This window comes from Variovorax pasteuri (assembly GCF_051216435.1).
Lineage (GTDB): Bacteria > Pseudomonadota > Gammaproteobacteria > Burkholderiales > Burkholderiaceae_C > Variovorax.
The window spans coordinates 509317-534921 of sequence record NZ_JBPJZS010000003.1; the positions used below are offsets into that span (position 1 = coordinate 509317).

25 protein-coding genes are annotated in these 25605 nt (G+C 68.5%); 13 read left to right on the forward strand and 12 right to left on the reverse strand.

Translation table 11 applies throughout. The annotated features are described in order from the left end of the window. Positions 1 to 33 precede the first annotated feature (33 nt). The gene (locus ACSFBM_RS15985; RefSeq protein WP_435485201.1) at positions 34 to 561 is read left to right on the forward strand and encodes a hypothetical protein; all 528 of its coding nucleotides are present in this window, start codon (positions 34 to 36) and stop codon (positions 559 to 561) included. 48 nt (positions 562 to 609) lie between these two features. Here the strand turns inward: ACSFBM_RS15985 and ACSFBM_RS15990 are convergent, their stop codons facing one another. Beyond that, positions 610 to 2100: a hybrid sensor histidine kinase/response regulator gene (locus ACSFBM_RS15990; protein ID WP_435485202.1), complete on the reverse strand. Its 1491-nt coding sequence runs from the start codon at positions 2098 to 2100 to the stop codon at positions 610 to 612. Between the two features lie 71 nt (positions 2101 to 2171). Beyond that, a complete protein-coding gene (locus ACSFBM_RS15995) occupies positions 2172 to 3653 on the reverse strand; it encodes an ATPase domain-containing protein (RefSeq protein ID WP_435485203.1) in 1482 nt (493 codons plus the stop codon). A 244-nt stretch (positions 3654 to 3897) separates the two neighbouring features. Here ACSFBM_RS15995 and ACSFBM_RS16000 point away from each other — a divergent pair, with 244 nt between their 5' ends. Next, on the forward strand, positions 3898 to 4077 hold the full coding sequence (locus ACSFBM_RS16000) for a DUF3606 domain-containing protein (RefSeq protein ID WP_435485204.1): 180 nt from the start codon (positions 3898 to 3900) through the stop codon (positions 4075 to 4077). Between the two features lie 12 nt (positions 4078 to 4089). On the opposite strand, the gene ureG is transcribed toward ACSFBM_RS16000, so the two are convergent. From ureG to ureE, 3 genes are read right to left on the reverse strand one after another with little or no spacing between them, the layout of a single operon-like run. Next, on the reverse strand, positions 4090 to 4740 hold the full coding sequence (gene ureG / locus ACSFBM_RS16005) for an urease accessory protein UreG (RefSeq protein WP_435437208.1): 651 nt from the start codon (positions 4738 to 4740) through the stop codon (positions 4090 to 4092). Between the two features lie 16 nt (positions 4741 to 4756). After that, positions 4757 to 5437 (reverse strand): urease accessory protein UreF, encoded by a 681-nt coding sequence (locus ACSFBM_RS16010; protein WP_435485205.1) that lies wholly within the window; start codon positions 5435 to 5437, stop codon positions 4757 to 4759. A 22-nt stretch (positions 5438 to 5459) separates the two neighbouring features. Continuing rightward, positions 5460 to 6062, reverse strand: a complete 603-nt coding sequence (gene ureE / locus ACSFBM_RS16015; RefSeq protein WP_435485206.1) for an urease accessory protein UreE — start codon at positions 6060 to 6062, stop codon at positions 5460 to 5462. Positions 6063 to 6133: 71 nt separating this feature from the next. On the opposite strand from ureE, the gene ACSFBM_RS16020 reads away from it, so the two are divergent. Continuing rightward, positions 6134 to 6361, forward strand: a complete 228-nt coding sequence (locus tag ACSFBM_RS16020; RefSeq protein ID WP_435485207.1) for an AbrB/MazE/SpoVT family DNA-binding domain-containing protein — start codon at positions 6134 to 6136, stop codon at positions 6359 to 6361. Beyond that, on the forward strand, positions 6358 to 6762 hold the full coding sequence (locus ACSFBM_RS16025) for a type II toxin-antitoxin system death-on-curing family toxin (protein ID WP_435485208.1): 405 nt from the start codon (positions 6358 to 6360) through the stop codon (positions 6760 to 6762). The genes ACSFBM_RS16020 and ACSFBM_RS16025 overlap by 4 nt, the downstream gene beginning before the upstream one ends. A gap of 3 nt (positions 6763 to 6765) precedes the next feature. Here the strand turns inward: ACSFBM_RS16025 and ureC are convergent, their stop codons facing one another. Genes ureC through ACSFBM_RS16045 form a run of 4 tightly spaced genes read right to left on the reverse strand, consistent with a single transcriptional unit; the run spans position 6766 to position 9736 of the window. Continuing rightward, positions 6766 to 8484 (reverse strand): urease subunit alpha, encoded by a 1719-nt coding sequence (ureC, locus tag ACSFBM_RS16030; RefSeq protein ID WP_435485209.1) that lies wholly within the window; start codon positions 8482 to 8484, stop codon positions 6766 to 6768. Then, positions 8484 to 8789 carry an urease subunit beta gene (locus tag ACSFBM_RS16035; RefSeq protein WP_435485210.1) on the reverse strand — a complete coding sequence of 102 codons (306 nt, stop codon included), beginning with the start codon at positions 8787 to 8789 and terminating at the stop codon, positions 8484 to 8486. Before ACSFBM_RS16035 ends, ureC begins: the two co-directional genes overlap by 1 nt. An 8-nt stretch (positions 8790 to 8797) precedes the next feature. Beyond that, positions 8798 to 9403 (reverse strand): HupE/UreJ family protein, encoded by a 606-nt coding sequence (locus ACSFBM_RS16040; RefSeq protein WP_435485211.1) that lies wholly within the window; start codon positions 9401 to 9403, stop codon positions 8798 to 8800. A gap of 30 nt (positions 9404 to 9433) precedes the next feature. Beyond that, on the reverse strand, positions 9434 to 9736 hold the full coding sequence (locus ACSFBM_RS16045) for an urease subunit gamma (protein ID WP_116909187.1): 303 nt from the start codon (positions 9734 to 9736) through the stop codon (positions 9434 to 9436). Positions 9737 to 9840: 104 nt separating this feature from the next. Between ACSFBM_RS16045 and ACSFBM_RS16050 the strand changes: the two genes are divergently transcribed. The 4 genes from ACSFBM_RS16050 (at position 9841) to ACSFBM_RS16065 (ending at position 16698) form a co-directional block, all read left to right on the forward strand. Beyond that, a complete protein-coding gene (locus tag ACSFBM_RS16050) occupies positions 9841 to 13455 on the forward strand; it encodes a hybrid sensor histidine kinase/response regulator (RefSeq protein ID WP_435485212.1) in 3615 nt (1204 codons plus the stop codon). 23 nt (positions 13456 to 13478) lie between these two features. Further along, positions 13479 to 14486, forward strand: coding sequence for a response regulator transcription factor (locus ACSFBM_RS16055; protein WP_435485213.1), 1008 nt, complete (start codon positions 13479 to 13481; stop codon positions 14484 to 14486). A gap of 168 nt (positions 14487 to 14654) precedes the next feature. Next, positions 14655 to 15296, forward strand: a complete 642-nt coding sequence (locus tag ACSFBM_RS16060; RefSeq protein WP_435485214.1) for a hypothetical protein — start codon at positions 14655 to 14657, stop codon at positions 15294 to 15296. A gap of 175 nt (positions 15297 to 15471) precedes the next feature. Further along, complete coding sequence (locus ACSFBM_RS16065) at positions 15472 to 16698, forward strand: threonine synthase (protein WP_435485215.1); 1227 nt, start codon at positions 15472 to 15474, stop codon at positions 16696 to 16698. A 5-nt stretch (positions 16699 to 16703) separates the two neighbouring features. Here ACSFBM_RS16065 and ACSFBM_RS16070 read toward each other — a convergent pair whose 3' ends face one another. Further along, positions 16704 to 17330, reverse strand: a complete 627-nt coding sequence (locus tag ACSFBM_RS16070) for a helix-turn-helix transcriptional regulator (RefSeq protein WP_435485216.1) — start codon at positions 17328 to 17330, stop codon at positions 16704 to 16706. Between the two features lie 111 nt (positions 17331 to 17441). On the opposite strand from ACSFBM_RS16070, the gene ACSFBM_RS16075 reads away from it, so the two are divergent. Further along, on the forward strand, positions 17442 to 18599 hold the full coding sequence (locus ACSFBM_RS16075; protein ID WP_435485217.1) for a threonine synthase: 1158 nt from the start codon (positions 17442 to 17444) through the stop codon (positions 18597 to 18599). 6 nt (positions 18600 to 18605) lie between these two features. On the opposite strand, the gene ACSFBM_RS16080 is transcribed toward ACSFBM_RS16075, so the two are convergent. Further along, the gene (locus tag ACSFBM_RS16080) at positions 18606 to 19598 is read right to left on the reverse strand and encodes an ornithine cyclodeaminase family protein (RefSeq protein WP_435485218.1); all 993 of its coding nucleotides are present in this window, start codon (positions 19596 to 19598) and stop codon (positions 18606 to 18608) included. Positions 19599 to 19668: 70 nt separating this feature from the next. Continuing rightward, on the reverse strand, positions 19669 to 19977 hold the full coding sequence (locus ACSFBM_RS16085) for a hypothetical protein (protein ID WP_435485219.1): 309 nt from the start codon (positions 19975 to 19977) through the stop codon (positions 19669 to 19671). A gap of 169 nt (positions 19978 to 20146) precedes the next feature. Here ACSFBM_RS16085 and secA point away from each other — a divergent pair, with 169 nt between their 5' ends. The 4 genes from secA to ACSFBM_RS16105 all read left to right on the forward strand — a co-directional run bounded on the left by secA (position 20147) and on the right by ACSFBM_RS16105 (position 25603). Next, the gene (secA, locus tag ACSFBM_RS16090) at positions 20147 to 22933 is read left to right on the forward strand and encodes a preprotein translocase subunit SecA (RefSeq protein ID WP_435485220.1); all 2787 of its coding nucleotides are present in this window, start codon (positions 20147 to 20149) and stop codon (positions 22931 to 22933) included. Between the two features lie 27 nt (positions 22934 to 22960). Next, positions 22961 to 24190 carry a bifunctional glutamate N-acetyltransferase/amino-acid acetyltransferase ArgJ gene (gene argJ / locus ACSFBM_RS16095; protein WP_435485221.1) on the forward strand — a complete coding sequence of 410 codons (1230 nt, stop codon included), beginning with the start codon at positions 22961 to 22963 and terminating at the stop codon, positions 24188 to 24190. 82 nt (positions 24191 to 24272) lie between these two features. Further along, positions 24273 to 25148 carry an ATP-binding protein gene (locus ACSFBM_RS16100; RefSeq protein ID WP_435485222.1) on the forward strand — a complete coding sequence of 292 codons (876 nt, stop codon included), beginning with the start codon at positions 24273 to 24275 and terminating at the stop codon, positions 25146 to 25148. Continuing rightward, positions 25145 to 25603, forward strand: a complete 459-nt coding sequence (locus ACSFBM_RS16105; RefSeq protein WP_435485223.1) for an NUDIX domain-containing protein — start codon at positions 25145 to 25147, stop codon at positions 25601 to 25603. The genes ACSFBM_RS16100 and ACSFBM_RS16105 overlap by 4 nt, the downstream gene beginning before the upstream one ends. Positions 25604 to 25605 lie beyond the last annotated feature (2 nt).

Consider the following 25605-nt stretch of genomic DNA (forward strand, 5'->3'; position numbering starts at 1 on the left):
TCGCGGTCCCATGGTTCCGCCGCTTTTTCCCCGATGCCGAACGTGCGCCTCTACGCTCCCCTGACTCTTCTTCGTGCGCTTGCCGCGAGCGCGGCCCTTCTCGCAGCGGGCGCACCGCATGCGCAGACGCTGCCTCCGGGCGTGCGTCTGGGCATGTCGGCCGAGGCGTTGCAGGCCGCATTGCCTGCCGCCGAGCGCGTGCAACGGCCCCAGCGCCTGAGCGGCGGACTGGTCGGCAGCTGGCACGGCGCACCTGTGGAAATGGCCGGGCTGCTGTTCGAGCCGACCTTCTTCTTTGCCGCTTCCGAGTTGCGTCGCGTCGAGTACGTGGCCACGGCTCAGGCCACGCCGGACAGTGGCGCTTCTGCCTTCGCGGCGCTCGTGCAATGGGGCCGCGGCGTGTTCGGCGCCGAGCTCGCCTCGCGCGACCCCGGCAGCGCCTACGCCGCCTGGGTGAGCAACGACACCGACGTCTACGTGCAGCAGGTCAGCGACCCGCGCCGCGCCAGCGTGCGGCTCGTGTACAAGGCCCGGCAGCTGCGCGACGGCAGCGAACTCTGAGCGGGCGCGCCCATCGGCGGCGCGGCGGGGCAGCGGTGTGGCGGCGCTTCAGCCGCCTCCGCGCTGCGCGAGCTCGTGCAGCGCGGCCGACAGCGCCTCCACATCGACCGGCTTCAGCAGGTGGTGGTCGAATCCCGCCCGCGCGATGCGCAGCCGGTCGTCGGCCTGACCCCAGCCCGTGAGCGCGATCAGCCCCATGCCGTGCAGTCGCGGATGGGCCCGAAGCCGGCGCGCCAGCTCGCAGCCGTCCATGCCCGGCATGCCGATGTCCAGGATGCCGAACGACGGGTTGAAGTGTTCGGCCTGTTCCAGCGCGTCCGCGCCGCTGAACGCCACGGCGGTTTGCGCACCCAGCAGGCCCAGCAGCGCCGCGAGCGACTCCGCGGCATCTCGGTTGTCGTCCACCACCAGGATGCGGTGCTTCGCTGCGATGGTCTCCTGCGACGCGCGGGCCTTGGCGCCGGCCCGCACCCCGTGCTCGAGCAGCGGGAGCGAGACGATGAATTCGCTGCCCTGGTTCGCACCCTCGCTCTTCGCGACGACCGTGCCGCCGTGCAGTTCCACCAGGCTCTTCACCAGGGTGAGGCCGATGCCCAGGCCGCCCTGCGCGGCCCGCGCGGTGCCGCTCACCTGCACGAACATGTCGAAGATGGCGCCGAGCATCTCGCCGGGGATGCCCGCGCCGCTGTCCTTCACGCGCACCACCGCGTGGCCGTGGTCGTCGCGCTCGACGAAGACATCGATGCGCCCGCCCTCCGGGGTGTACTTGGCGGCGTTGTTCAGCAGGTTGGAGAACACCTGGGTCAGGCGCACGCCGTCGCCTTCCACCGCCAGCGAGGCGTCGGCGATGTGCAGCGAGAGCGTGTGCTTGCCGGCGTCCATCAGCGGGCGGCTGAGCTCCACCGCGCTGCGGATCACCTGGCTGAGCGCCAGCTCCGCGGGCTGCAGTTCGATCTTGCCGCGCGTGATGCGCGAGACCTCCATCAGGTCGCTCACGAGCCGCACCATGTGCTCCAGCTGGCGGCCCATGAGCTCGTAGTAGGGCAGGGCGGTTTCCGGCGTCAGGGCCTTGCGCTTCAGGATGGCCAGCGCGGTGCTCAGCGGGGCCATCGGGTTGCGCAGCTCGTGCGCCAGGGTCGCGAGGAATTCGGTCTTGCGCTTGTCGGCCTCGTTGAGGTCTTCCAGGATGCGGCGCAGTTCGTACTGCCGGCGCCGCGCACGCAGCGCGCTGCGCAGCGCACTCACCAGCGACGCCACGCGGATCGGGCGCTCCAGCACGGTGACATTGGCCATGCCTTCCATGGCGGTGGAAATGGCGCGCGAGTCGGCGCCCTGCCGCGCCAGGATCAGCACCGGCAGGTCGGACCACGGGGGCTGCGCGGCCACCGCGGCGGCGAGCTCCGAGGCGCCGCTGCCCGAGAGCATTTCCTCAGACACCAGCAGTGCGCCTGCGCCTTCGCCGACCGCGCGCAGCAGCTCGGGCAGATCGGCGCACACCTGGGTCTCGATGCTGGCGCTCGAGAGCACGGCGGAGGCCATGACGGCGTCCCGCGTCGTGGCCGTTCTCATCAGAACGCGCAACTGCGGGTTTTGGAGGGGGAGGGTGTCCGTCACGGCGAAGGCGTGGCGACGCCGTCGACCGGCACCGGCACACCGGTCAGGATGCCGCGGAAATGGCGCAGCGGCTCGCCCACGTTCAGGCCTTCGCTGTTCATCGAGAAGGCCCGGATGGAGCGCTCATGCGCGCCGCCGCGCTTCTTGAGCACCGAGATGGCCTGGCGCACCTCGCCTTCGGCTTCGAAGTAGCGCATGAGCACCACCGCATCGGCCAGGTAGCTCGCGTCGACCGGCGTCTGCATCTGCATGCCGATCAGCCCGTGCTGCGCGCCGACAAGGATGGTGGCCACGCCGGACTGGCCGAGGTAGGTGAGCAGTTCGTGCAACTGCACGATCAGGAAGCGCTCGTCGGGCATCGCGTTCAGGTAGCCATTCAGGCTGTCGATGACGACCACCTTCGCGCCGTGTTGGGTCACCGCCATGCGGATCTCGTGCACCAGCTCGCCGGGAGACAACTCCGCCGGGTCGACCTGCTTGATGCGGATCTGGCCCGACCGAAGGTGGGGCTCCAGCGTCATGCCCAGGCCGGCGCAGCGCGTGCGCAGGGTGTTGACGCTCTCGTCGAAGATGAACAGCGCCGCCGACTCGCCCCGCTGGGCCGCCGCAATGGCGAACTGCACCGCCACCGACGACTTGCCTGTGCCGGGTGCGCCGACCAGCAAGGTGCTGGTGCCCTTTTCGAGCCCGCCTCCGAGCAGTGCGTCGAGTTCCTCGATGCCGCTGGGCAGCTTGGTGAGGGTCGTGTCCGCCACGTGCTCGGCCGCCACCAGGCGCGGGAACACCTGCAGGCCGCCGCGGTGGATCTTGTAGTCGTGGTAGCCGCCGCGAAACGACTGCCCGCGGTACTTCACGACCAGCAGGCGGCGGCGCGACGCGCCGTAGTCGGAGTTCGACTGCTCCAGCCGCACGACCGCGTGCGCGATGCTCTGCACCTGCAGGTCGTGCTCGGTGGCGGTCATGTCGTCGAGCAGCAGCACCGTGCACTGGCGCCCCGCGAAGAACTGCTTGAGCGCCAGGATCTGCCGCCGGTAGCGCAGCGACGTGCCCGAGAGCAACCGCAGCTCGGACAGCGAATCGAACACGATGCGCGAGGGCTTGAGGGCTTCCACGTCGCTCAGGATGCGCAGCGTGGTCTCGCTGAGCTCCACCTCCGAGGGGTGGAACATCGTGTACTGCTCGTCGGGCTGCAGGCTGTCCTGCGTGGGCAGCATCTCGCGCACATGGATGGGCGAGACGTCCCAGCCGTGTGAGGCGGCCACGCCGCGCAGCTCGGTCTCGGTTTCCGACAGCGTGACGTACAGCACCGATTCGCCGAGGCGTGCGCCTTCGAGCAGGAACTGCATCGCAATGGTGGTCTTGCCCGCGCCAGGCGTGCCTTCGAGCAGGTACAGGCGGTTGGGCTCCAGGCCGCCGCCGAGCACGTCGTTCAGGCCCGGTACGCCAACACTCAGCAGTCGCTGGTGGTGAGGCTCCATGTTGCTTCTCCGTATTGAAAGAGGTTGGCCAAATTCAAACATCGAAGTATCCGGGCGGCTTGCAGGACGGCGCCGCCAACAGCTGGCGGAAGCTTTTGTCGGTGGCACGGGGGCGGGGCAATGTCCTGCACGGCGCGTCGGAATCGTCCGGCTGGCGCGGCGCGGCGGCCATGGAAACTGCGTTTCCTGCCTGTCCCGACCCCAACCCCAGAACTACCCACCTTCAGCTCTTCAGGAGAACACGATGCGCGAAGACACCGAGATCCGCATTCCCCAGGACGATGAACGCATCGATGTCACCGACCTCAAGGAGGTCGACTACTGGACCCAATGGTTCGGGGTGAGCGAGGCACGGCTGCGCACTGCAGTGGCCTCGGCGGGCACGGTGAAGGACGACCTGCGCGTCTACCTCGGCCTGCCCTGACCCTCGGCGGGTTCAGCCCTCGGCGAGCATGCCTCGCGCTTCGATGAACGCCACCACCTCGGCCACGCCGGTGTGGGTCTTGAGGTTGGTCATCACGTAGGGGCGCTGACGGCGCATGCGCTGCGTGTCCTGCTCCATCACGTCGAGGTTGGCGCCCACGTAGGGTGCCAGGTCGGTCTTGTTGATCACGAAGAGGTCGCTCTTGGTGATGCCAGGGCCGCCCTTGCGCGGGATCTTCTCGCCGGCCGCCACGTCGATCACGTAGATGGTGAGGTCGGATAGCTCGGGGCTGAACGTCGCTGCCAGGTTGTCGCCCCCGGACTCGACGAACACGATGTCGGCGTCCGGAAAGTCTTCGAGCATGCGGTCGATCGCCTCGAGGTTGATCGATGCATCTTCGCGGATGGCGGTGTGCGGGCAGCCGCCGGTTTCCACGCCCATGATGCGCTCGGCCGGCAGCGCGCCGGCCACGGTCAGCAGGCGCTGGTCTTCCTTGGTGTAGATGTCGTTGGTGATGGCGACCAGGTCGTACTTGTCGCGCATCGCCTTGCAGAGCATTTCGAGCAGCGTGGTCTTGCCGGAGCCGACCGGGCCGCCGATGCCCACGCGCAGCGGGGGCAGTCTCTTGGTGCGATTCGGGATGTGGTGCAGGGCGGAGGTCATGGCGGGTGGGCTCGGTTCAACTTCGGAAGAGGCGGGAATATTGTGTTTCGTGGCGGGCCGAGAGCACGGCCAGCAGCGGGGCGAAGGCCTGGCGGTCGTCGTCGCCCAGGGCCATGGCGCGGGTGACGGCGGCGGGTATTTCTTGGGACAGCCGCCCCAGGATGCGCTGGCCCGCGCTCTGGCCCAGTGGCACGGCCTTGACGGCGGCGCCGACCATGTTCTCGGCCCAGCCGAACGCGAAGGCCAGGCAGCCGTCGTGCACGCTGGCGCCGGTGCGGCTCACCGCGAAGGCGAAGGCCACGGGGTAGCTGGCGGGCAGGCCGGCAAAGACTTCGGCGGTGTCGGCATGGTGCAGCTTGAGCCACTCGACGAAGGAGCGGCCCATCTGCTCGGTCTGCAGGAAGAATTCGGCGGATTCGCGGGTGGTCATGACCCACTGGTTGAGTTCGCGCACGCGCGGCATGTCGTTGGCGCGCCAGGCTGCAACGGCCTGCGCGAACACGGCGAGGTCGCCGCGCGCAAAACTCAGGTGCAACTGGTCCGAGAGCCACTCGGCGGCCTTGGCTTCCGAGTCGATGCCCGCCCATTCGACGGCCGCCTCGACGCCTTCCGAATACGAGAAACCGCCCACGGGCAGGGCGGGGGAGGCCAGCCAGATGAGCTGCAGGAGGCTGTGGGCGCCGGCTGGGTCGGACATGTCAGTGGTACGCCGCGCTGGTTCAGTGCGAGTGACCGTGGTGGTCATGGCCGTGCGAATGGCCATGGTCGTCGAGCAGTTCCGGTGCGAGCACGAGCGGCTTCGGCCCTTTGCTGCTGCCATGCGATGGCGCATGGTCGTGCGCATGGTCATGGCTGTGACCGCCGCCGTGCGACCCATACGCGCCGCCCTCGGGCTCGAAGGCTTCGTCGACCGCCACCACGATCAGGTGCATCGAACGCAGCATGTCGGCCAGCACATGGTCGGGCTCGATCTTCAGGTGGTCGGGCTTGAGCTCGATCGGCACATGCCGGTTGCCCAGGTGGTAGGCCGCGCGCGTCAGGTCGAAGGGCGTGCCGTGGGCGGTGCAGTGCGTGATGCGCAGCACGGGCTGCGGCGCCGCGATCACGCGCACCAGCGAACCGTCTTCGGCCACCAGCACGTCGCCGCCCCGCACCGCCGTGCCGCGCGGCAGGAACACGCCGATCTGGCGGCCCTGCGAATCGGTGGCGTCGAAACGGCTTTTCTGGCGGACGTCCCAGTCGAGCTCGATGGTGGCGGCGCGCTTGAGCAGCACGGGCGCAAGGCCGCGGCCCTGGGGCATGAGTTTGTTGGCGGTGAGCATGGTGGCTTGCGGCTCCAAATAGGGCGGGCTAATATAACGCTTGTTATAACTTCTGTTCAACGGAGCGTCCCATGTCCGCCCTCAAATTGACTCAGATCGGCAATTCGGTCGGTGTCATCCTGCCCAAGGAAGTCCTGGCGAGCATGAACGTGGGCAAGGGCGACACGGTCTACCTCACGCAGGCCGCCAACGGCGGGGTGACGATCACGCCATACGACGACGAGTTCGAGCGCCAGATGGAAGCCGCGCGCCGCATCATGAAGAAGCGGCGCAACGTCCTGCGCGAACTTGCCAAGTGAGCGCTGCCAACCGGCGCTGGGTCTGGCTGAACCTCCAGATGATCCAGTTGGTGCATGAAGAACAACTCGCCGAGCATGGGGGACCGGGCGGTGTGCGCGACGAAGGAATGCTGGCATCCGCGATGGGGCGACCGCAGAACCGGGCGATGTACGAGTCTCCCGATGCCGCAACGCTGGCCGCGAGCTACGCCTTCGGCATTGCCCGCAATCACCCGTTCGTGGACGGCAACAAGCGAACCGCGTTCGTGGCCATGGAAACCTTCCTGGCCCTCAACGGATTCGAGCTTCTCGCATCCGATGAGGACTGCGTGCTGAAGACGCTCGGCCTTGCGGCAGGGGACACCGATGAAGCGTCCTTCGCGCAATGGATTCGCGATCACCTCGCGCCGCGTGACCTCTGACATTCAGAACAGGAAATACCGCTGCGCCATCGGCAGCAGCTTCGCGGGCTCGCAGGTCAGCAGGTGCCCGTCGGCGCGCACCGCGTAGGTCTGCGCGTCGATCTCCATCTTCGGCGCGTAGCCGTTGTGCACCATGTGCTGCTTGCGCACGCCGCGGATGTTCTTCACCGCGCTCAGGTGCTTGGACAGGCCGTAGCGCTCCTTGATGCCCGAGGCCAGCCCGGCCTGCGACACGAAGGTCAGCGAACTCTTTGCCAGCGAGCCGCCGTAGGCGCCGAACATCGGGCGGAAGTGCACCGGCTGCGGCGTCGGGATCGATGCGCTGGGGTCGCCCATCGCCGCCATGGCGATGGTGCCGCCCTTCAGGATGGTGAAGGGCTTCACGCCGAAGAATGCGGGCTTCCAGATCACGATGTCGGCCCACTTGCCGACTTCGAGCGAGCCGACTTCGTGCGCGATGCCGTGCGCAATGGCCGGGTTGATCGTGTACTTGGCGATGTAGCGCCTGGCGCGGAAGTTGTCGTTGCGTTCGCTGTCTTCGGGCAGCGTGCCGCGCTGAACCTTCATCTTGTGCGCGGTCTGCCAGGTGCGGATGATCACCTCGCCGACGCGGCCCATGGCCTGGCTGTCGGAGCTGAACATGCTGATGGCGCCCAGGTCGTGCAGCACGTCTTCGGCGGCGATGGTTTCCTTGCGGATGCGCGACTCGGCAAAGGCCAGGTCCTCGGCGATGCCGGCGTCCAGGTGGTGGCACACCATGAGCATGTCGACGTGCTCGTCGAGCGTGTTCACGGTGTAGGGCATCGTGGGGTTGGTCGACGACGGCAGGAAGTTGGCCTCGCCCACCACGCGCAGGATGTCGGGCGCATGCCCGCCGCCGGCGCCTTCGGTGTGGAAGGCGCAGATGGCGCGCCCGCCGACCGCCGCGATGGTGTTCTCCACGAAGCCCGATTCGTTGAGCGTGTCGCTGTGGATGGCCACCTGCGTGTCGGTGGCGTCGGCCACGTCCAGGCAGTTGCTGATGGCCGCCGGCGTGGTGCCCCAGTCTTCGTGCAGCTTCAGGCCGATGACGCCGGCGTCGATCTGCTCGTGCAGCGCGTCGGGCAGGCTGGCGTTGCCCTTGCCCAGGAAGCCCAGGTTCATCGGGAACGCGTCGGCCGCCTGCAGCATGCGCTCGATGTGCCAGGGGCCGGGCGTGGCGGTGGTGGCGAAGGTGCCGGTGGCCGGGCCGGTGCCGCCGCCGAGCATGGTGGTCACGCCGGAGGACAGCGCCTCCTCGATCTGCTGCGGGCAGATGAAGTGGATGTGGCTGTCGATGCCGCCGGCCGTGACGATGTTGCCCTCGCAACTGATGATCTCGGTGCCCGGGCCGATGACGATGTCCACGCCCGGTTGCACGTCGGGGTTGCCGGCCTTGCCGATGGCGGCGATGCGGCCGTCCTTCAGGCCGATGTCGGCCTTGACGATGCCCCAGTGGTCCAGGATGAGCGCGTTGGTCAGCACGGTGTCGACCGCGCCTTGCGCCCTGGTGCGCTGCGATTGCGCCATGCCGTCGCGGATGGTCTTGCCGCCGCCGAACTTCACCTCTTCACCGTAGCCGCCGGCACGCAGGGTGTAGTCGGCCTCGACCTCGATCAGGAGCTCTGTGTCCGCCAGGCGAACGCGGTCACCCACGGTGGGGCCGAAGATTTCGGCGTAGGCACGCCTTGAAATGGTCGCCATCAGAGCTTTCCTTGAACGAGGCCGCGAAAGCCGTAGACGATGCGAGCGCCCGAGTAGTCGACCAGCTCGACCGTGCGCTGCTGGCCCGGCTCGAAGCGCACCGCGGCGCCCGAGGCGATGTTCAGCCGCATGCCGCGCGCGGCCTCGCGGTCGAAGCCGAGTGCGCCGTTGGTCTCGGCGAAGTGGTAGTGCGAGCCGACCTGGATCGGGCGGTCGGCGGTGTTCTGCACCACCAGCGTGAGGGTGCGGCGGCCGGGGTTGAGCGTGTGCTCGCCGTCGTCGGTGAGGAGTTCGCCGGGGATCATGGCCGGCCTCAGATGGCCTGGGCCAGCAGCGTGGCGCCCAGGCCGACCACCGCGGCACCGGCCACGCGCGGCAGCCAGGCGTTGGCATGGCGCAGCGACCAGCCCAGCGCGATGCCCGCGCCGTGCAGCAGCACCGTGGCGCCGACCATGCCGGCCAGCGTGAGGGCCGCGCCCTGTTCGCTGGCCAGTTCGTGGCCGTGCGCCACGCCGTGGAACACGGCGAACACGCCGACGACCGCCATCGCGGCGCCGGCCGGCAGGTGCACGCGCGTGACCACCAGCAGCCCCAGCACCAGCAGCGAGGCCGCGATCATCGGCTCGACCGCCGGCAACTGCACGCCGGCCAGGCCCATCAGCGCGCCCACCAGCAGCATGCCGGCGAAGGCCAGCGGCGCCCACAGCAGGTCGGGCCAGGCGCGGCGCGCGGCCAGTGCGCTCCAGAAGCCGACCGCGACCATGGCGGCCAGGTGGTCGGCACCGGTCAGCGGGTGCAGGAAGCCGGTGGTGAAACCATGGTGCATGCCGCCGTCGACACCGACGTGGGCGCTGGCTGCGAACGGCAGCAGCAGGGTGGCAAGCAGGGGGAGGGTCTTGAGGGTGTGGGCGAGGCGCATGAAAAGGTCTTTCTTCTTTTTGGCGGAGGTTCAGACGATCGGCTGGTGGACGGTCACGAGCTTGGTGCCGTCCGGGAAGGTGGCCTCGACCTGGATGTCCGGGATCATCTCGGCGATGCCGTCCATCACGTCGGCGCGCGTGAGCACGGCGCGCCCGTCGCTCATGAGCTCGGCCACGCTCTTGCCGTCGCGGGCGCCCTCCATCACGGCGGCGGAAATCAGGGCGATGGCTTCGGGGTAGTTGAGCTTCAGGCCGCGGGCCTTGCGGCGTTCGGCCAGCAGCGCCGCGGTGAAGATCAGCAGCTTGTCTTTTTCGCGCGGGGTCAGTTCCATGGGATCGGCATCGGGTGGCGGAGGGAGGCGGCCATTATGGGCAAGCAAGCTTCTTTGCAACAGTCGTGCCCTGTTCGCCAAAAGCCGTACGGATGGCACGAAAGATGCACCGAAACGGTGTGAATCCAGACGCCCCGCCCCTGCCTCCAGACGACGCCCCGCAGCGCATCGTCAAGGTCCGGCGCGACTACAACAGCTGGGTGGCCAGCGAAACGCTGGAAGACTACGCCCTGCGCTACACGCCGCAGCGCTTTCGCAAGTGGTCCGAATGGCGGGTCGCCAACACCGCCTTCGGGGCGGCGTCGTTCCTGATCCTGGAGGCGGTGGGCGCCACGCTGCTGGTGCAGTACGGCTTTGCCAACGCCTTCTGGGCGATCCTGGCGACCGGGCTCATCATCTTCCTGGCGGGCCTGCCGATCAGCGTGTACGCGGCGCGCTACGGCGTGGACATGGACCTCCTCACGCGCGGCGCGGGCTTCGGCTACATCGGCTCCACGCTCACCTCGCTGATCTACGCGAGCTTCACCTTCATCTTCTTCGCGCTCGAGGCGGCGGTGATGGCCTATGCGCTGGAGCTGGCGCTGGGCATCCCGCCCGTCTGGGGCTACCTAGTGTGCGCGCTGGTGGTGATTCCGCTGGTCACGCACGGGGTGTCGGCCATCAGCCGGCTGCAGCTGTGGACGCAGCCGCTGTGGCTGCTGATGCTGGTGGTGCCCTTCGGCTATGTGCTGGTGCGCGATCCTGGTGCGTTTGCGGGCATAACGCACTACAACGGGGTTAGAACCGGAACGCAAGGCTTCAATCTGCACCTGTTTGGCGCGGCGCTCACGGTCGGCATTGCGCTGATCACCCAGATGGGCGAGCAGGCCGACTACCTGCGCTTCATGCCCGCGCGCACCAAGGCGACAGCGGGCCGCTGGTGGGCCGGGGTGCTGGCTGGCGGGCCGGGCTGGGTGGTGCTGGGGGTGTGCAAGATGCTGGGCGGCGCGCTGCTGGCGTACCTTGCGCTCACGCACATGGTGCCGGCCGACCGCGCGGTCGACCCGAACCAGATGTACCTGGCGGCCTACGAGTACGTGTTCCCGAATTACGGCTGGGCGGTGGCGGCCACGGCGCTGTTCGTGGTGATCTCGCAGCTCAAGATCAACGTGACCAACGCCTACGCCGGCTCGCTGGCCTGGAGCAACTTCTTCTCGCGCGTGGCGCACAGCCACCCGGGGCGCGTGGTGTGGGTGGTGTTCAACGCGCTCATCGCCTTCATGCTGATGGAGATGAACGTGTTCGAGGCGCTGGGCGACGTGCTGGGCCTGTTCGCCAACATCGCCATCGCCTGGATGATGGCGGTGGTGGCCGACCTGGTCATCAACAAGCCGCTGGGGCTGTCGCCGCCGGGCATCGAGTTCAAGCGCGCGCACCTGTGGGACATCAATCCGGTGGGCGTGGGCGCGATGGCGCTGGCCTCGGTGCTGTCGATCACGGCGCACCTGGGTGTGTTCGGCCCGCTGGCGCAGGCGTTCTCGGCGCTGATCGCGCTGGGCACGGCGCTGGTCGCCTCGCCGTTGCTCGCCTGGGCCACGGGCGGCAAGTACTACCTGGCGCGCGGCTCCGACGAAGCCCATGGCGCGGTCCCCTTCGCGCCCGCCGAGGGCCCGCGCGCGGTGCGCTGGGCGCGCGTGGAAACCGGCAGCTACCAGCGGCTGAAGGTGCAGCACTGCGTGATCTGCGAGCGCGAGTACGAGGGGCCCGACATGGCCCATTGCCCGGCCTACCAGGGTGCGATCTGCTCGCTGTGCTGCACGCTGGACGCGCGCTGCGGCGACCTGTGCAAGCCGCATGCGAGCCTGTCGTCGCAGTGGTCGGCGGTGCTGCGCTGGTTGTTGCCGCGGCGCAGCTGGCGCTACCTGGACACCGGCCTGGGCCACTTCCTGTTGCTGATGCTCGTCATCGTGCCGCTGCTGGCCGTGGTGTTCGGCGTGCTCTACCAGCAGGAGCTGCGCGCGTTCGGCGAGGGCGCGCTCGAACTGGCCTCGCAGGCCGACGTGGCCGCGGCGCTGGCCGGCGTGCAGAAGCTGTCGCTGCGCTCGGGTTTCCTGAAGGCCTACATGGCGCTGCTGGTCATCGCGGGCATCGTGGCGTGGTGGCTGGTGCTGGCGCACCAGAGCCGCAAGGTGGCGCAGGAAGAGTCGAACCGCCAGACGCACCTGCTGGTGCGCGAAATAGAGCTGCACCGCGAGACCGACCGCGCGCTGCAGGCCGCCAAGCAGGCGGCCGACGAGGCGCGCGAGATCGCGGAGCACGCCAAGCTCGCGGCCGAGCAGGCCAAGCAGGCCGCCGACCAGGCCAACCAGGCCAAGAGCCGCTACATCAGCGCCATCAGCCACGAGCTGCGCACGCCGCTCAACAGCATCCTGGGCTACGCGCAGCTGATGGGCGAAGACCACTCGGTGCCGCCGCACCGCCAGCAGGCGGTGGCGGTCATCAAGCGCGGCGGCGAGCACCTGCTGTCGCTCATCGAAGGCACGCTGGCCATTGCGCACATCGAGGCCGGCAAGCTCACGCTGCATGCACAGCCGATGCGTTTTGCCGACACGCTGCGCGAGCTGGCCGACATGTTCGAGCTGCAGGCGGCGGAGAAGGGACTGCAGTTTCGCTTCGAGGCCGCGGGCCTCTTGCCCGAGGTGGTGCGCGCGGACGAGAAGCGCGTGTGCCAGATCCTCATCAACCTGCTGGGCAACGCGATCAAGTTCACGGCGGCGGGGCAGGTCACGCTGCGGCTGGCCTATGCGCGCGAGTTCGCGTCGGTCGAGATCGAGGACACCGGGCCTGGCATGCCGGCCGAGGAGATCGAGCGCATCTTCGAGCCCTTTGCGCGCGGCAATTCCGCCGGCGCGTCGTCGGCGCCGGGCGCGGGGCTCGGGCTGACCATCGCCAAGATGCTGACCGACCTGATGGGCGGCGAGATGAAGGTGAGCAGCACGCCGGGCGTGGGCTCGCTTTTCTGCGTGCGGCTGTTCCTGCCGCGCGTGCACGACACGGTGGCGGGCGTGAACCGCCCGGTGCAGGTGCAGCAGCGCGCGCGGCGCGGCTACGAAGGCGCGCGCCGCCGCCTGCTGGTGGTCGACAACGAGGAGGCCGACCGCGACCTGCTGGGCCATGTGCTCGCGCCGCTGGGCTTCGAGCTGCGCAGCGCGGCCAGCGGGCACGACGCGCTGGACCTGATTGCCGCGGGCTACCGGCCCGACGCGATGTTCGTCGACCTCGCGATGCCGGGCATCGACGGCTGGGAAACCATCCGCCGCGCGCGCAAACTCGGGTTGACCGACGCCTCGGTGGCCATCGTCTCGGCCAACGCCTTCGACAAGGGGCTGGACAACGACGTGGCCATTGCGCCGGAAGATTTCTTCGTCAAGCCGGTGCGCCACACCGAGCTGCTCGACTGGCTCGAACGCCGGCTCGGGCTGCAGTGGACCGACGCGGCCGCCAAGCCCGCGCCGGTGGCGCCGCGCGCGCTGCAGGCGCCCTCGCTGGAGCGCCTGCGCGGGCTGGAAGAAGCAGTCAGCCTGGGCTACTTTCGCGGCATCATGAACCAGCTCGACGCCATCGACGCGGCGCAGCCCGAATGCGCGGGCTGGTCCGAGGCCCAGCGCGTGCTGGCGCGCCAGTTCCAGTTCGAAGCCATGAGCCGCGCGCTCGCCGCCGCCGTTGAAAGCGCCGCATGACCCAGAACCAGACGCCACCCCCCATGGACACCTCGCCCCTCGCCCGCACGCTGCGCGAGCAGCAGGGCGCCAACAGCGACCTGGTGCTGATCGTCGACGACGTGCCCGACAACCTTGCGGTGCTGCACGACGCGCTGGACGAATCGGGCTACACCGTGCTCATTGCCACCAACGGCGAGCAGGCGCTGCAGCGCGCCGCGCAGGCGCGGCCCGACATCGTGCTGCTCGACGCGATGATGCCGGGCATCGACGGCTTCGAGGTGGCGCGCCGGCTCAAGGCCGACGCGGCCACGGCGCACATTCCCATCGTGTTCATGACGGGCCTGACCGAAACCGAGCACCTCGTTGCGGCGCTGGAGGCGGGCGGTGTGGACTACGTCACCAAGCCCATCAAGCCGAAGGAAGTGCTGGCGCGCATGAACGTGCACCTGCAGGGCGCGCGCCGCGCGCGGCAGGACGCGCGGCAGGCCGGCCAGGCGCGCAACGCGCTGGACGCCTTCGGCTACGCCAGCATCACCGTGCGCCTGCCCGAGGGGCGGCTGATCTGGCAGACGGCGCTGGCGCGCGACCTGCTGCAGCGCTACTGCGAAACGCGCGCCCCCGAGACGCCGCCCGCGGTGCTCGAGTGGCTGCGCCGCCACACGCCCGATGCGCGGCAGCGCGGCATCGAGCCGCCGGCGCTGTCGATCGCGCAGGGTGCGGGCAGCCTCACGCTGCGGCTGCACCAGCAGACCAGCAGCGACGACGACGGCGACGAGTGGATGATCATCATGCGCGAGGTGTCCGACACCGGCGTGATCGAGGCGATGAGCCTGAGCCTGAAGCTCACCGCGCGCGAGGCCGAGGTGCTGTACTGGGTGGTCAAGGGCAAGACCAACAAGGACATCGGCGAGATCCTGGGCAGCAGTCCGGCCACGGCCAAGAAGCACCTGGAGCGGGTGTACGTGAAGCTGGGCGTGGAAACACGCACGGCCGCGGCCGGCGTGGCCATCAAGCGCATCCGCGAGCTGCAGCCGCAGTTCGAGATCTGATGCTGCCGGGGCCCTGCGGCGCGTCATGGCGCCGACTTTCCGCGTCCCTAGAATGGGTCGAGGGCCTCCGGGATGCGCGCGATGAAGAACAACAGCAGCCAAAGAACGACGACCCGGCCGTCATGCGGCCGGATGCTTGCGGCTTGCTGCCTGCTTCTGGGCCTGGGCATGAGTACCGGCGCGCAAGCCTCGGGGCATTTCGACGTGGACGACGCCAGCATGCTCGATGCGGGCCAGTGCCAGTACGAAACCTGGTGGGGCCGCACGGGCGTGGAGCCCGTCACGGGGTTTCACTTCGGGCCCGCATGCCGGGTCGGCCCGGTCGAACTGGGCCTGAACTTCGACCGCACCTCGGTGGACGGCATTCATTCGGCCAGCGGCGGCCCGCAGCTCAAGTGGACTTTCTACGGCCAGGCGCCCGACGCGTCGCTGAGCGCGGCGGTGTCGATGGGCGCGGTGTTCGACCTGAAGCGCGGCGGCCGCGCGGGCGGACAGTTCGTCGTGCCGGTGACCTGGCGGCCGCTCGACAGCCTGCAGGTCCATGCCAATGTCGGCGCCGACTGGGCCACCGGCACCGGTGTGCGCACCTCGCGCATGGGCGCGGCCCTGGAGTGGGCGTTGAACGACACCGTCTCGCTCATCGCCGAGCGCAATCGCGCGTCGAACGCGTGGACTTCGCGCATCGGCGGGCGCTTCAGCCTCACCCCGCTGATCAGCGTGGACGTGAGCACGTCGCGCACCCGGCTCCCTGGCATGCAGGGCACGCGCGGCTTCGTCATCGGGCTGAACCATGAGTTCACGTGGAAGTGATCGCCGGGTCTCGCGTACATCGAACGTGACCTTGTGCCCGGCGAAAGCCGCGCTTCGGCAGGGCGCAGCGACAAATTCGGGACCGGTCGAGCCGTCCGGGCGGCCTGAGTCATGCGCTGTTGCATAAAATTTGGGCACGATCTCCAATTCACAAATTCCCCGTGAACCCCCTGTGATGACATCGCCCGTTCTGGACTTCAAGTTCGCCGTTCCTCCCTCTGACTTTCCTGCGCAGCTCTCGGGAAATCCCCTGGGGTTGGTGAGGGACCGAACGCCCAAGCCGCTGCGCAACCCGAACCTGCGCGGGCTGCAGTGCCTGCGCTGCGATGCGCTCTACCCGGTCACGCTGACGCACGACGGCTGCCCAGCCTGCCGGAACGCCGGCTTTCACGTGGCCTTGCGCGCCAGCTACCTGCCCGACAGCGTCGAGGCGGTGCCGCTGCCCTATAGCGCTGGTGTCACGCTGGGCGAAGGCCGCACGCCGCTGCAGGACATGCCCGAACTGGCGCGGCAGTTCGGCGTGGCGCGGCTGGCGTTGAAGGACGAGTCGTGCAACCCGACCGGCTCGCACAAGGACCGGATGACCGCCGCGGGCGTGGCGCAGGCGCTGGACTTCGACGCCCACACGCTGGTGCTGGCCTCCTCGGGCAACGCGGCGGTGTCGGCGGCGCACTATGCCTGGGCCGCGGGCCTGGGCTGCGAGGTGGCCACCTACGAAGGCATGCCGGCTACCTATGCGCGCCAGCTTGATGCACTGGGCGCGCGGCGCTACGAGTTTGCCCACAACGCGGCCCGCTGGGCCTTCGTGCGCGAACGTGCGCAGCACCCCGGCTACTTCGCGCTGACCAACTACCGCCTGCCGGCGCTGGGCAGCGCGCCGCTGGCCATCGAAGGCTACAAGCCCATCGCGCAGGAATGCCTGACGGACGGCGGCTTGCCTGACCACATCGTGATTCCCACCGGGCGCGGCGACCTGGCCTGGGGCATCTACGCGGGCTTTCGCGACCTGCTGGCCGCGGGCCGTATTGCGCACCTGCCCAGGCTCTGGCTGGTGGAGCCGTTCCCGCGCCTGTCGCGCGTGCTGGCAGGCGGGTCCGTCAATGGCAGCTACCCGGGGCACACCGCGCAGCTTTCCACCGCGGGCGCCACCGTCACCTACCTGCAGTGGCAGGCGGCCACCGCGACGGGCGGCGGTGCCGTGGTCGTGAACGACGACCAGGCCCGCGAGGCGCGCAGGCTGCTCACGGCGGCCGGCGTCAGTGCCGAGCTGTGCGCGGCCGGCGGCCTGGCCGCGCTGCGGCAGCTGCGCGAGAGCAACGACGTCGCGCCCGATGCGCACGTGGTGCTGATGCTGACCGCCAATGCGGCCAGCGACCCGAGCTGGCCCGACCGCGCCGCCTGACTCGGCTACTTCGCGTCGCTGTACACGGTGGCGCGCGACACGCCCATGTGCGCCGCGGCAATCTCCGCGCCCCGGCGCACTTCGAGCAGGCCCGCCTTCTTCAGCTCCTGCACCAGTTGCTTGCGGTCGACCGGCTTCAGCGAGCGCGAGGTGGTGGCGCGCGCGGCCGCGAACTCGTCGATGCGCGCGTGGATGCGCTCCGAATGGGCGCCGCCCGTGTCCAGGTGCTCGTGCACGTCCTTGTCGTCGATGCGCGTGAACTGCGCGATCGCGCCCTGGAAGCTCTGGAACAGCGTGAGGTCGACGTTCAGGCACAGCGCGGCCACGTACTCGCCGCTCTCGTCCTTGATGCCAATGGAGGTGCTCTTGACCTTGCGCCCGTCGGGAAAGGTGTTGGCGTAGTTCGCAATCACCGCCGGAAATTCCGGGTCGCGGATGCGCGCCAGGCCCAACTCGGTGACCGACTGCCCGACCTCGCGCCCGCTCAAGCTGTTCTCGATGGCGTAGATCGCGTTCTTCGGGTTGCTGAGGTCGTGCACCACCACCTCGCAGAAGGGTGCAAAGGTTTCGCCCAGGCCCTGGGCCAGGTGGCGCAGCGTTTCCAGGACGTGCTTGTTCGACGGCTTTTTCATGTCGCCCAATGTATCCAGCTCTGGACGAAGCATCCAGAATATACGAAAAGTCTAGTGTTGGATGTATTATCCAGATCTTCCCAATCGTCCGGATTTCTCCAGGAGCCGCGAATGACCCAGAAAGAACGCGCCCGCTATGTCGATCCCCGCACCGGCAGGCACCATGAACTGTCCGAACGCCGCTGGCGCTCGGACGACGGCAACCCCATGCTGGTCACGCCGCTTCCCGGCATCGGGCGCGACGACATCGACTCGCGCACCCGCTCGCTGTGGCGCTACCGCGCGGCGCTGCCCGTGGTCATCGAGCGGCCTGCGAGCATGGGCGAGGGCTGCACGCCGCTGGTGCAGAAGCGCTGGGGCGCGCTCGAGCCGTACTTCAAGCTCGAGTGGTTCAACCCGACCTGCAGCTTCAAGGACCGCGGCGCGGCCGTGATGATGTCGTTCCTGCGCCAGATCGGTGTCGACGCGGTGCTGGAAGACAGCTCGGGCAACGGCGGCGCGGCCATCGCCGCAGCCGGCGCGGCGGCGGGCATGCGGGTGAAGGTGCTCGCGCCGAGCTACACACCCGCGCCGAAGGTGGCGCAGATCAGGGCCTTCGGCGCGCAGGTGCAGCTGGTGCCGGGGCCTCGCGAGGAGTCGGAATACGAGGCGGTGCGCCAGTCGGCGTCGATCTTCTATGCGAGCCACAACTGGCACCCGTTCTTTCTGCAGGGCACGAAGACGCTGGCCTACGAGCTGTGGGAAGACCTGGGCTTCGTCGCGCCCGACAACGTGGTGATCCCGACCGGCGCGGGCAGCAATGTGCTCGGCTGCTGGATCGGCTTCAAGGAGCTGCTGGCGGCGGGGCAGATCAGCAAGCTGCCGCGCATCTTCGTGGCGCAGCCGTTGAACTGCTCGCCTGTCGATGCGAGCTTCACGGCCGGCGTCGACACGCCGGTGGAGCGCCTCGTGCAGCCCACGATCGCCGAAGGCACGGCGATCAAGCGGCCCGTGCGTCTGCGCGAAATGCTGCAGGCGCTGCGCGAAACGAACGGCAAGACGGTGGCGCTGACCGAGGCGCAGATTGCAGCGGCGGTGCGCCAGCTGGCGGCGAGCGGTCTCTATGCGGAGCCGACGTCGGCCTCCGCCGCGGCGGCCATCGACGTGCTGGCGCAGCGCGGCGACATCCGGGCCGGCGAGACCACGGTCGCGCTGCTGACCGGCACGGGATTGAAGTCGACGCAGTTCATGACGGAGCTGTTCGGCGGCACGGCCGCCGGCGCCGCCTGACAACCGCTACCAGGGCCACGCGATGCGCGTGCCGGTGCCGGTTTCCGTCGCGCGAACGTGGAGCCGGCGCGCGACCGTGAGGTCCTGCAGCGCGAGGCCGGTCATGTCGAAGACGGTGATGTCGCCCGGGGCGCGCACGAAGGGCGTCTTGCCGCTCAGCAGGTCGCCGAGTTCGGTGCTCTGCGTGCCGGGCGCCCATTGGGTTTCGCCGATCTGCAGTGCCTGCGTGCGGTCGTCGACCACCAGGCGCACGCTCGACAACGACAGCAGGCCCTCGGGCAGTTCGCGCTTGCCCTTCGTGTCGGCGCCCACGCAGTTCAGGTGCGTGCCGGGTTGCACGGCGTCCAGGTCGAACAGCGCGCCGCCCCCCGGCGTGGCGGTGATCACGATGTCGCTGTGCGCGACGGCGCTGTTGCGCTCGCTCGCGGGGGCGATGCTGCAGCGGTCGGCAAATTGCGCCTCGAACGCGGTGTTGCGCCGGCCGTCCACGCCCACATAAAGAACCTCGTGCAGCGAGGGCATCAGGCGCAGCGCGAAGTCGAGCTGGATGCGCGCCTGCACGCCGGTGCCGAACAGGCACAGCCGCGTGCTGTCGGGCCGTGCGAGCTGTTGCAGGCCCAGACCGCCGGCCGCGCCGGTGCGAACCGTGGTCACCGTGTTGCCGTCGATGACGCACAGCGGCCGGCCGGTGGCGGGGTCGATCAGCAGGATCGTTGCCTGGTGCGGCTCGCCGCCGCGTCCGCGGTTGGCGGGCCAGAAGCCGGCCGCCTTGAAGCCGAGCAGGCCCTGGGCCTGCACGTCGCCGGACTTGATGCCGAACACGCCGCCCGTGGCGAGCGGCTCGCGCACCACCGGGAAGACGCGGCCTTCGCGCTCGCTGTGCAGCACGAAGGCTTCGCGCACGGCCTGGAGCACGTCGTCGGGGGAGAGGAGGGCGTCGACCTGGTGCTTGTCGAGCAGCAGGAGCCGGGCGTCCGCGGGGGCGTGGGAGAGTGTCATTTGGAAATATTATCTACTTCCAGACAAAAAATCAAAAATAAGACGCCGCGATCGCATCGGCGCCTGGTGTTCAGCGCCCGGTGTGCACCTTGATCCGGATGGTCGCCACGTCCCAGCCCCGGTTCTTCAGCCGGGTCACCAGCATCGGCGACAGCTGGCGCAGCTTGGCGGCCGCGGCGCTGCCCTTGACCAGCAGGCACCAGACGTCGCCTTCTGCCGGACCGGGCTGGATGGCCGCGCGCATGGCAGGCGGGATCAGCCCTTCCACGGCTTTCAGCCGCTCGGCGGTGTCGCGGGCGCGCGCCATCAGGCTGCCCAGGGTGGGCGAACCTTCCGCTGCCTGCTGCAGCGAGATGGGAGGGGGCGTGCGGCGATACATGGGTAATCCAGGGGTTAGAAACAAGACAGCTAAAATGCCCGGTTTGCCGACGTTCGCGCCGGAAAAAGGGCCGCTTGCTTTCACGGAAAGCGCGCCCAACTGCTTTCACCATATCTTAGGGAATCCGGTCGAAGTGCCTGTCGTCTCAGGTGCCCGTCCATCTCCACCCATGGCAACCAACTTCCTGACCCAGATTTTCGGCAGTCGCAACGATCGGCTCCTCAAGCAGTATCGCAAGACGGTGGAACGCATCAATGCGCTCGAACCCGAGTTCGAGAAGCTCACAGACGACGGGCTGCGTGCCAAGACGCAGGAGTTCAAGGACCGCGTCGCCAAGGGCGAAAGCCTCGACGCCCTGCTGCCCGAAGCCTTCGCCGTCGTGCGCGAGGGCTCCAAGCGCATCATGAAGATGCGGCACTTCGACGTGCAGTTGCTCGGCGGCATGGCGCTGCACAACGGCAAGATCTCCGAAATGCGCACCGGCGAAGGCAAGACGCTGACCGCCACGCTGCCGGTGTACCTGAATGCGCTGTCCGGCCAGGGCGTGCACGTGGTCACGGTGAACGACTACCTGGCCAACCGCGACGCGACCTGGATGGGCCGCCTGTACAACTTCCTGGGTCTTTCGGTGGGCATCAACCTGCCGCAGATGCCGCGCGAGGAAAAGCAGGCCGCCTACGCCAGCGACATCACGTACGGCACCAACAACGAGTACGGCTTCGACTACCTGCGCGACAACATGGTCTACGAGCCCGGCGACCGGGTCCAGCGCGTGCTGAACTACGCCATCGTCGACGAGGTGGACTCGATCCTGATCGACGAAGCCCGCACCCCGCTGATCATCAGCGGCCAGGCCGAAGACCACACCGACCTGTACCTGGCCATCAACAAGGTGGTGCCCCTGCTGACCAAGCAGGAAGGCGAAGCCGACCCGCGCACCGGCGAAGGCGTCACGGTGCCCGGCGACTTCACGGTCGACGAGAAGACGCACCAGGTGTTCCTGACCGAAGACGGCCACGAGAACGCCGAACGCATCCTGGGCGAATTCAAGCTGCTGCCCGAGGGCGCCTCGCTCTACGACCCGGCCAACATCACGCTGATGCATCACCTGAATGCGGCATTGCGTGCGCGCCACCTGTACCACCGCGACCAGCACTACGTGGTGCAAGACGGCGAAGTCACCATCGTCGACGAGTTCACCGGCCGCCTGATGACGGGCCGCCGGTGGAGCGACGGCCTGCACCAGGCCGTGGAAGCCAAGGAAGGCGTGGAGATCCAGGCCGAGAACCAGACGATGGCCTCGATCACCTTCCAGAACTACTTCCGCCTGTACGGCAAGCTGGCCGGCATGACCGGCACTGCCGACACCGAGGCCTACGAGTTCCAGGAAATCTATGGTCTGGAGACCATGATCATTCCGCCGAACCGCATCAGCAAGCGCGATGACCAGCTCGACCGCGTCTACAAGACGACGCGCGAGAAGTACGAGGCCGCCATCCAGGACATTCGCGAGTGCTACGAGCGCGGCCAGCCGGTGCTGGTGGGCACCTCGTCCATCGAGAACTCCGAAATCATCGACGCGCTGCTCACCAAGGCGGGCCTGCCGCACCAGGTGCTCAACGCCAAGCAGCACGCCCGCGAAGCCGACATCGTGGCGCAGGCCGGCCGCACGAAGATGGTCACCATCGCGACCAACATGGCCGGGCGCGGCACCGACATCGTGCTGGGCGGCAACATCGAGAAGATGATCGAGGCGGTCGAGAACGACGAAGGCCGCGACGAGGCCGCCAAGGAAGCCGACATTGCGCACATCCGCGCCGAGTGGGTCAAGGACCACGAGTTCGTGAAGTCGCTGGGCGGCTTGCGCATCATCGCGACCGAACGCCACGAGTCGCGCCGCATCGACAACCAGCTGCGCGGTCGTTCGGGCCGCCAGGGCGACCCGGGCTCGTCGCGCTTCTACCTGAGCCTGGACGATCCGCTGATGCGCATCTTCGCGGGCGACCGCGTGAAGGCGATCATGGACCGCCTGAAGATGCCCGACGGCGAAGCCATCGAAGCGGGCATCGTCACGCGCAGCATCGAGAGCGCGCAGCGCAAGGTCGAGGCGCGCAACTTCGACATCCGCAAGCAGCTGCTCGAGTACGACGACGTGTCGAACGACCAGCGCAAGGTGATCTACCAGCAGCGCAACGACATCCTCGACGCGGGGGACCTCACGGCGCAGATCGCGGCGCTGCGCGAAGGCTGCTTCACCGACCTCGTGCGCCAGTACGTGCCGCGCGAATCGGTGGAAGAGCAGTGGGACCTGGCCGGCCTGGAGAAGAGCCTCGCCAACGAGTGGGGCCTGGACATGCCGCTCAAGAAGGAAGTGGAAGCCGCGGACGCCATCGCCGACGAAGACATCGTCGAGAAGGTGCTGGCGTACGCCAACGAGACCTTCGACGCCAAGCTGGCGCTGATCGGCCAGGAAAACTTCACCCAGTTCGAACGCATGGTGCTGCTGCAGAGCATCGACACCCACTGGCGCGAACACCTGGCCTCGCTCGACTACCTGCGCCAGGGCATCCACCTGCGCGGCTATGCGCAGAAGCAGCCCAAGCAGGAATACAAGCGCGAAGCCTTCGAGCTCTTCGGCCAGTTGCTCGACTCGGTCAAGAACGAAGTCACGCGCCAGCTGATGACGGTGCGCGTGCAGTCGGGCGAACAGCTCGAGGAAGCCGCCGAAGCGCTCGAAAGCCGCGCCGAGAACGTCGCCAACATCACCTACACCGCGCCCACCGAGACCGGCGAGGTCGAGGTGCGCGTCGACGAGGAAAGCCAGCGCCGCCTCGCGGCCGCCGGTGCGGGCGTGATCAGCGCCGAGGCTGCGGCCTTCGGCCGCGTCGGTCGCAACGACCCGTGCCCCTGCGGCAGTGGCAAGAAATTCAAGCAGTGCCACGGCAAGCTCTCCTGACCCCGTAACTTCCGAAGAGAACCCTTCATGCCTGTGAACCTGTCCGCCCCTGATCCCGCCGCCTTGTTCGCGGTGCCCGGCGTCCGCATCGGCGTGGCCGAAGCGGGCGTGCGCAAGGCCAACCGCAAGGACCTGACGGTCGTGCTGATCGACGAAGGCTCGGCGGTCGGCGGGGTGTTCACCCAGAACCGTTTCTGCGCCGCGCCGGTGCAGGTCTGCCGCGCCCACCTGGCCGCCAGCTACGGCATTCGCGCGATGGTGATCAACACCGGCAACGCCAACGCCGGCACGGGCGAAGACGGCCTGATGCGCACGCGCTCCACCTGCATCGCGCTGGCGCGCCAGCTGGACATCGCGCCCGAGCAGATCCTGCCGTTCTCGACCGGCGTGATCATGGAGCCGCTGCCGGTCGAGCGCATCGAAGCCGGCCTGCCGGCCGCGCTGGCCGATGCCGATGCGAACCACTGGGCGCGCGCGGCCGAAGGCATCATGACCACCGACACGATCCCCAAGGCGTTCAGCCAGCAGGTGCAGGTCGGCGGTGCGACCGTCACCATCACCGGCATCAGCAAGGGCGCCGGCATGATCCGCCCGAACATGGCGACCATGCTGGGCTTCATGGCCACCGACGCGAAGATCGACCCGTCGCTGATCCAGCCGCTGGCCACGCTGCTGGCCGACGCCTCGTTCAACCGCGTGACCATCGACGGCGACACCTCGACCAACGACTCGTTCGTGGTCATCGCCACGCAGAAGGCGGCGCACGCCCCCATCACCTCGCTCGACTCGGCCGACGGCAAAGCGCTCGTGGCGGCCATGCAGAACGTGGCCCGCCAACTGGCGCAGGCCATCGTGCGCGACGGCGAAGGCGCGACCAAGTTCATCACCATCCAGGTCGAAGGCGGGCGCGACGCGGCCGAATGCAGGCAAGTGGCGTACGCCGTGGCGCATTCGCCGCTGGTGAAGACCGCCTTCTTCGCCAGCGACCCGAACCTGGGCCGCATCCTGGCGGCGGTCGGCTATGCGGGCATCGCCGACCTCGACCAGACCGGCATCGACCTGTTCCTGGACGATGTGCACGTGGCCGTGAAGGGCGGGCGCAACCCGTCGTACCGCGAGGAAGACGGCCAGCGCGTGATGAAGCAGAGCGAGATCACGGTGCGCATCGGCCTGGGCCGCGGCAACGCCAGCGAAACCGTGTGGACCTGCGACCTGAGCCACGAGTACGTGACCATCAACGCCGACTACAGATCATGATGACCCCCACGCTGCGCACTTCGTGTCGTCGCTGCCCCCCGAGGGGACGTTCAACGCCCTGCGGGCGGTCGGGCGGGCGTCGATGAATGAGCAATTTCAGAGGCTGATCGAGCGCGCAGAGCAGCTCATTACCCGCATCGAATCGGTCCTGCCCCAGCCGCTGTCGGCGCCGGCCGACTGGAACGCCTCCATCGCTTGGCGCTACCGCCGCCGCAACTCCGGCCATGGCGTGCTGGAGCCGGTGCGCCACGTGGCCGCGATGTCGCTCGATTCGCTCAAGGAAATCGACGTCCAGAAGGAAAAGATCGCGCGCAACACGCAGCAGTTCGTCGAAGGCAAGCCGGCCAACAACGTGCTGCTGACGGGCGCGCGCGGCACGGGCAAGTCGTCCCTCATTCGCGCCTGCCTGCAGACCTATGCGCCGCAGGGCCTGCGCCTGATCGAGGTGGACAAGGCCGAGCTGGTCGACCTGCCCGACATCGTCGAGGTAGTCTCGCAGCGGCCGGAAAAGTTCATCGTGTTCAGCGACGACCTGAGCTTCGACGAGGGCGAGCCGGGCTACAAGGCGCTGAAGTCGATCCTGGACGGCTCGATTGCCGCTTCGACGCCCAATGTGCTGATCTACGCGACCAGCAACCGGCGCCACCTGCTGCCCGAGTACATGAAGGACAACCTTTCGTACACCCACACCGACGATGGCGAAGTCCATCCCGGCGAGGTGATCGAGGAAAAGATCTCGCTGTCGGAGCGCTTCGGCCTCTGGGTGAGCTTCTATCCCTTCAGCCAGAAAGAGTACCTGGCGATCGTGGCCCAGTGGCTGTCTTCGTTCGACGTGACGCCGGCCGCCATCGAGGCGGCGCGGGCCGAGGCGCTGGTGTGGGCGCTGGAGCGCGGTTCGCGCAGCGGCCGCGTGGCCTACCAGTTCGCGCGCGACTACGCAGGGCGGAGCACCGCGTGAGCCAGGCCGCCCCCTCCGCGCGCAAGCACACCGAAGTCGCAGTCGGCGTGCTGATCCGCCTGGACGACGACGCGCTGCTGCTCTCGACCCGTCCCGAAGGCAAGGCCTACGCGGGCTTCTGGGAGTTTCCCGGCGGGAAGATCGAGGCGGGTGAAACGGTCGAGCAGGCGCTGCGGCGCGAACTGCAGGAAGAGCTCGGCATCACCATCGAGGGCGCCGAGGTCTGGAAGGTCACCGAGCACGACTACCCGCATGCGCTGGTGCGCCTGCACTGGTGCAAGGTGACGGCGTGGAGCGGCGACTTCGAGATGCGCGAAGGCCAGCAGATGGCCTGGCAGCAGTTGCCGTTGGCGGTGAGCCCGGTGTTGCCAGGCGCATTCCCCGTGCTGCAGTGGCTGTGCGAGGAGCGCGGCCTGTCGTTCGTGGCGCCGCCGGTGGTTGCGCCGACCGACTGATT

Excerpts from the sequence above, each read along its gene's own strand:
- ACSFBM_RS16040 (WP_435485211.1), bottom strand. The coding sequence starts at position 9,403 with ATGCGCCTCGCCCACACCCTCAAGACCCTCCCCCTGCTTGCCACCCTG.
- ACSFBM_RS16075 (WP_435485217.1), top strand. The coding sequence starts at position 17,442 with ATGACCCAGAAAGAACGCGCCCGCTATGTCGATCCCCGCACCGGCAGG.
- secA (WP_435485220.1), top strand. The coding sequence starts at position 20,147 with ATGGCAACCAACTTCCTGACCCAGATTTTCGGCAGTCGCAACGATCGG.
- ACSFBM_RS16085 (WP_435485219.1), bottom strand. The coding sequence starts at position 19,977 with ATGTATCGCCGCACGCCCCCTCCCATCTCGCTGCAGCAGGCAGCGGAA.
- ACSFBM_RS16100 (WP_435485222.1), top strand. The coding sequence starts at position 24,273 with ATGAATGAGCAATTTCAGAGGCTGATCGAGCGCGCAGAGCAGCTCATT.
- ACSFBM_RS16055 (WP_435485213.1), top strand. The coding sequence starts at position 13,479 with ATGGACACCTCGCCCCTCGCCCGCACGCTGCGCGAGCAGCAGGGCGCC.
- ACSFBM_RS16035 (WP_435485210.1), bottom strand. The coding sequence starts at position 8,789 with ATGATCCCCGGCGAACTCCTCACCGACGACGGCGAGCACACGCTCAAC.
- ureE (WP_435485206.1), bottom strand. The coding sequence starts at position 6,062 with ATGCTCACCGCCAACAAACTCATGCCCCAGGGCCGCGGCCTTGCGCCC.
- ureC (WP_435485209.1), bottom strand. The coding sequence starts at position 8,484 with ATGGCGACCATTTCAAGGCGTGCCTACGCCGAAATCTTCGGCCCCACC.
- ACSFBM_RS16050 (WP_435485212.1), top strand. The coding sequence starts at position 9,841 with ATGCACCGAAACGGTGTGAATCCAGACGCCCCGCCCCTGCCTCCAGAC.
- ACSFBM_RS15995 (WP_435485203.1), bottom strand. The coding sequence starts at position 3,653 with ATGGAGCCTCACCACCAGCGACTGCTGAGTGTTGGCGTACCGGGCCTG.
- ACSFBM_RS16020 (WP_435485207.1), top strand. The coding sequence starts at position 6,134 with ATGTCCGCCCTCAAATTGACTCAGATCGGCAATTCGGTCGGTGTCATC.
- ACSFBM_RS16000 (WP_435485204.1), top strand. The coding sequence starts at position 3,898 with ATGCGCGAAGACACCGAGATCCGCATTCCCCAGGACGATGAACGCATC.
- ACSFBM_RS15990 (WP_435485202.1), bottom strand. The coding sequence starts at position 2,100 with ATGGCCTCCGCCGTGCTCTCGAGCGCCAGCATCGAGACCCAGGTGTGC.
- ACSFBM_RS16060 (WP_435485214.1), top strand. The coding sequence starts at position 14,655 with ATGAGTACCGGCGCGCAAGCCTCGGGGCATTTCGACGTGGACGACGCC.
- ACSFBM_RS16080 (WP_435485218.1), bottom strand. The coding sequence starts at position 19,598 with ATGACACTCTCCCACGCCCCCGCGGACGCCCGGCTCCTGCTGCTCGAC.
- argJ (WP_435485221.1), top strand. The coding sequence starts at position 22,961 with ATGCCTGTGAACCTGTCCGCCCCTGATCCCGCCGCCTTGTTCGCGGTG.
- ACSFBM_RS15985 (WP_435485201.1), top strand. The coding sequence starts at position 34 with ATGCCGAACGTGCGCCTCTACGCTCCCCTGACTCTTCTTCGTGCGCTT.
- ureG (WP_435437208.1), bottom strand. The coding sequence starts at position 4,740 with ATGACCTCCGCCCTGCACCACATCCCGAATCGCACCAAGAGACTGCCC.
- ACSFBM_RS16010 (WP_435485205.1), bottom strand. The coding sequence starts at position 5,437 with ATGTCCGACCCAGCCGGCGCCCACAGCCTCCTGCAGCTCATCTGGCTG.
- ACSFBM_RS16070 (WP_435485216.1), bottom strand. The coding sequence starts at position 17,330 with ATGAAAAAGCCGTCGAACAAGCACGTCCTGGAAACGCTGCGCCACCTG.
- ACSFBM_RS16045 (WP_116909187.1), bottom strand. The coding sequence starts at position 9,736 with ATGGAACTGACCCCGCGCGAAAAAGACAAGCTGCTGATCTTCACCGCG.
- ACSFBM_RS16065 (WP_435485215.1), top strand. The coding sequence starts at position 15,472 with ATGACATCGCCCGTTCTGGACTTCAAGTTCGCCGTTCCTCCCTCTGAC.